At 51.5% G+C, this 5,067-nt stretch carries 2 tRNA genes and 2 rRNA genes; all 4 read left to right on the top strand.

Annotated elements, in window-relative coordinates:
• Positions 1 to 106 precede the first annotated feature (106 nt).
• A 16S ribosomal RNA gene (locus M5G26_RS17450) occupies positions 107 to 1,643 on the top strand.
• An 81-nt stretch (positions 1,644 to 1,724) separates the two neighbouring features.
• Positions 1,725 to 1,801 (top strand) — tRNA-Ile (locus M5G26_RS17445).
• A 30-nt stretch (positions 1,802 to 1,831) separates the two neighbouring features.
• A tRNA-Ala gene (locus M5G26_RS17440) sits at positions 1,832 to 1,907 on the top strand.
• 246 nt (positions 1,908 to 2,153) lie between these two features.
• A 23S ribosomal RNA gene (locus M5G26_RS17435) occupies positions 2,154 to 5,047 on the top strand.
• Together the 16S and 23S rRNA genes with 2 tRNA genes alongside form the textbook arrangement of a ribosomal RNA operon.
• Positions 5,048 to 5,067: the final 20 nt, after the last annotated feature.

The raw sequence follows: 5,067 nt of genomic DNA, 5'->3' as shown, positions 1-5,067 counted from the left end.
TAGTCAACAAGATTATCAGCATCACAAGTTACTCCGCGAGAAATCAAAGATGTAACCAACGATTGCTGAGCCAAGTTTAGGGTTTCTTAAAAACCCAAAGATGTTTGAACTGAAGAGTTTGATCATGGCTCAGATTGAACGCTGGCGGCAGGCCTAACACATGCAAGTCGAGCGGATGAGAGGAGCTTGCTCCTGGATTCAGCGGCGGACGGGTGAGTAATGCCTAGGAATCTGCCTGGTAGTGGGGGACAACGTTTCGAAAGGAACGCTAATACCGCATACGTCCTACGGGAGAAAGCAGGGGACCTTCGGGCCTTGCGCTATCAGATGAGCCTAGGTCGGATTAGCTAGTTGGTGAGGTAATGGCTCACCAAGGCGACGATCCGTAACTGGTCTGAGAGGATGATCAGTCACACTGGAACTGAGACACGGTCCAGACTCCTACGGGAGGCAGCAGTGGGGAATATTGGACAATGGGCGAAAGCCTGATCCAGCCATGCCGCGTGTGTGAAGAAGGTCTTCGGATTGTAAAGCACTTTAAGTTGGGAGGAAGGGCAGTAAATTAATACTTTGCTGTTTTGACGTTACCGACAGAATAAGCACCGGCTAACTCTGTGCCAGCAGCCGCGGTAATACAGAGGGTGCAAGCGTTAATCGGAATTACTGGGCGTAAAGCGCGCGTAGGTGGTTCGTTAAGTTGGATGTGAAATCCCCGGGCTCAACCTGGGAACTGCATTCAAAACTGTCGAGCTAGAGTATGGTAGAGGGTGGTGGAATTTCCTGTGTAGCGGTGAAATGCGTAGATATAGGAAGGAACACCAGTGGCGAAGGCGACCACCTGGACTGATACTGACACTGAGGTGCGAAAGCGTGGGGAGCAAACAGGATTAGATACCCTGGTAGTCCACGCCGTAAACGATGTCAACTAGCCGTTGGGAGCCTTGAGCTCTTAGTGGCGCAGCTAACGCATTAAGTTGACCGCCTGGGGAGTACGGCCGCAAGGTTAAAACTCAAATGAATTGACGGGGGCCCGCACAAGCGGTGGAGCATGTGGTTTAATTCGAAGCAACGCGAAGAACCTTACCAGGCCTTGACATCCAATGAACTTTCCAGAGATGGATTGGTGCCTTCGGGAACATTGAGACAGGTGCTGCATGGCTGTCGTCAGCTCGTGTCGTGAGATGTTGGGTTAAGTCCCGTAACGAGCGCAACCCTTGTCCTTAGTTACCAGCACGTCATGGTGGGCACTCTAAGGAGACTGCCGGTGACAAACCGGAGGAAGGTGGGGATGACGTCAAGTCATCATGGCCCTTACGGCCTGGGCTACACACGTGCTACAATGGTCGGTACAAAGGGTTGCCAAGCCGCGAGGTGGAGCTAATCCCATAAAACCGATCGTAGTCCGGATCGCAGTCTGCAACTCGACTGCGTGAAGTCGGAATCGCTAGTAATCGTGAATCAGAATGTCACGGTGAATACGTTCCCGGGCCTTGTACACACCGCCCGTCACACCATGGGAGTGGGTTGCACCAGAAGTAGCTAGTCTAACCTTCGGGAGGACGGTTACCACGGTGTGATTCATGACTGGGGTGAAGTCGTAACAAGGTAGCCGTAGGGGAACCTGCGGCTGGATCACCTCCTTAATCGACGACATCAGCTGCTCCATAAGTTCCCACACGAATTGCTTGATTCATTGAAGAAGACGAAAGAAGCAGCCCGAAATTGGGTCTGTAGCTCAGTTGGTTAGAGCGCACCCCTGATAAGGGTGAGGTCGGCAGTTCGAATCTGCCCAGACCCACCAATTTTGTGTGGGAAACGCCTGTAGAAATACGGGGCCATAGCTCAGCTGGGAGAGCGCCTGCCTTGCACGCAGGAGGTCAGCGGTTCGATCCCGCTTGGCTCCACCACTACTGCTTCTGAAGTATAAAGCTTAGAAATGAGCATTCCATCGTGATGATGGTGAATGTTGATTTCTAGTCTTTGACTAGTTCGTTCTTTAAAAATTTGGGTATGTGATAGAAAGATAGACTGAACGTTACTTTCACTGGTAACGGATCAGGCTAAGGTAAAATTTGTGAGTTCTCTTAGTTGAGAAATTCGAATTTTCGGCGAATGTCGTCTTCACAGTATAACCAGATTGCTTGGGGTTATATGGTCAAGTGAAGAAGCGCATACGGTGGATGCCTTGGCAGTCAGAGGCGATGAAAGACGTGGTAGCCTGCGAAAAGCTTCGGGGAGTCGGCAAACAGACTTTGATCCGGAGATGTCTGAATGGGGGAACCCAGCCATCATAAGATGGTTATCTTGTACTGAATACATAGGTGCAAGAGGCGAACCAGGGGAACTGAAACATCTAAGTACCCTGAGGAAAAGAAATCAACCGAGATTCCCTTAGTAGTGGCGAGCGAACGGGGACTAGCCCTTAAGTGGCTTTGAGATTAGCGGAACGCTCTGGAAAGTGCGGCCATAGTGGGTGATAGCCCTGTACGCGAAAATCTCTTAGTCATGAAATCGAGTAGGACGGAGCACGAGAAACTTTGTCTGAATATGGGGGGACCATCCTCCAAGGCTAAATACTACTGACTGACCGATAGTGAACTAGTACCGTGAGGGAAAGGCGAAAAGAACCCCGGAGAGGGGAGTGAAATAGATCCTGAAACCGTATGCGTACAAGCAGTGGGAGCAGACTTTGTTCTGTGACTGCGTACCTTTTGTATAATGGGTCAGCGACTTATTTTCAGTGGCGAGCTTAACCGAATAGGGGAGGCGTAGCGAAAGCGAGTCTTAATAGGGCGTCTAGTCGCTGGGAATAGACCCGAAACCGGGCGATCTATCCATGGGCAGGTTGAAGGTTGGGTAACACTAACTGGAGGACCGAACCGACTACCGTTGAAAAGTTAGCGGATGACCTGTGGATCGGAGTGAAAGGCTAATCAAGCTCGGAGATAGCTGGTTCTCCTCGAAAGCTATTTAGGTAGCGCCTCATGTATCACTGTAGGGGGTAGAGCACTGTTTCGGCTAGGGGGTCATCCCGACTTACCAAACCGATGCAAACTCCGAATACCTACAAGTGCCGAGCATGGGAGACACACGGCGGGTGCTAACGTCCGTCGTGAAAAGGGAAACAACCCAGACCGTCAGCTAAGGTCCCAAAGTTATGGTTAAGTGGGAAACGATGTGGGAAGGCTTAGACAGCTAGGAGGTTGGCTTAGAAGCAGCCACCCTTTAAAGAAAGCGTAATAGCTCACTAGTCGAGTCGGCCTGCGCGGAAGATGTAACGGGGCTCAAACCATACACCGAAGCTACGGGTATCACCTTCGGGTGATGCGGTAGAGGAGCGTTCTGTAAGCCTGTGAAGGTGAGTTGAGAAGCTTGCTGGAGGTATCAGAAGTGCGAATGCTGACATGAGTAACGACAATGGGTGTGAAAAACACCCACGCCGAAAGACCAAGGTTTCCTGCGCAACGTTAATCGACGCAGGGTTAGTCGGTCCCTAAGGCGAGGCTGAAAAGCGTAGTCGATGGAAAACAGGTTAATATTCCTGTACTTCTGGTTATTGCGATGGAGGGACGGAGAAGGCTAGGCCAGCTTGGCGTTGGTTGTCCAAGTTTAAGGTGGTAGGCTGGAATCTTAGGTAAATCCGGGATTCTAAGGCCGAGAGCTGATGACGAGTGTTCTTTTAGAACACGAAGTGGTTGATGCCATGCTTCCAAGAAAAGCTTCTAAGCTTCAGGTAACCAGGAACCGTACCCCAAACCGACACAGGTGGTTGGGTAGAGAATACCAAGGCGCTTGAGAGAACTCGGGTGAAGGAACTAGGCAAAATGGCACCGTAACTTCGGGAGAAGGTGCGCCGGTGAGGGTGAAGGACTTGCTCCGTAAGCTCATGCCGGTCGAAGATACCAGGCCGCTGCGACTGTTTATTAAAAACACAGCACTCTGCAAACACGAAAGTGGACGTATAGGGTGTGACGCCTGCCCGGTGCCGGAAGGTTAATTGATGGGGTTAGCTAACGCGAAGCTCTTGATCGAAGCCCCGGTAAACGGCGGCCGTAACTATAACGGTCCTAAGGTAGCGAAATTCCTTGTCGGGTAAGTTCCGACCTGCACGAATGGCGTAACGATGGCGGCGCTGTCTCCACCCGAGACTCAGTGAAATTGAAATCGCTGTGAAGATGCAGTGTATCCGCGGCTAGACGGAAAGACCCCGTGAACCTTTACTATAGCTTTGCACTGGACTTTGAATTTGCTTGTGTAGGATAGGTGGGAGGCTTTGAAGCGTGGACGCCAGTTCGCGTGGAGCCATCCTTGAAATACCACCCTGGCAACTTTGAGGTTCTAACTCAGGTCCGTTATCCGGATCGAGGACAGTGTATGGTGGGTAGTTTGACTGGGGCGGTCTCCTCCTAAAGAGTAACGGAGGAGTACGAAGGTGCGCTCAGACCGGTCGGAAATCGGTCGTAGAGTATAAAGGCAAAAGCGCGCTTGACTGCGAGACAGACACGTCGAGCAGGTACGAAAGTAGGTCTTAGTGATCCGGTGGTTCTGTATGGAAGGGCCATCGCTCAACGGATAAAAGGTACTCCGGGGATAACAGGCTGATACCGCCCAAGAGTTCATATCGACGGCGGTGTTTGGCACCTCGATGTCGGCTCATCACATCCTGGGGCTGAAGCCGGTCCCAAGGGTATGGCTGTTCGCCATTTAAAGTGGTACGCGAGCTGGGTTTAGAACGTCGTGAGACAGTTCGGTCCCTATCTGCCGTGGACGTTTGAGATTTGAGAGGGGCTGCTCCTAGTACGAGAGGACCGGAGTGGACGAACCTCTGGTGTTCCGGTTGTCACGCCAGTGGCATTGCCGGGTAGCTATGTTCGGGAAAGATAACCGCTGAAAGCATCTAAGCGGGAAACTTGCCTCAAGATGAGATCTCACTGGAACCTTGAGTTCCCTGAAGGGCCGTCGAAGACTACGACGTTGATAGGTTGGGTGTGTAAGCGCTGTGAGGCGTTGAGCTAACCAATACTAATTGCCCGTGAGGCTTGACCATATAACACCCAAGCAATTTGC

Source organism: Pseudomonas sp. TNT2022 ID642, from assembly GCF_028656995.1.
Classification (GTDB): domain Bacteria; phylum Pseudomonadota; class Gammaproteobacteria; order Pseudomonadales; family Pseudomonadaceae; genus Aquipseudomonas.
Note: the sequence above shows the minus strand (reverse complement) of the source record. Positions and strands in the feature narration are given on the sequence as shown.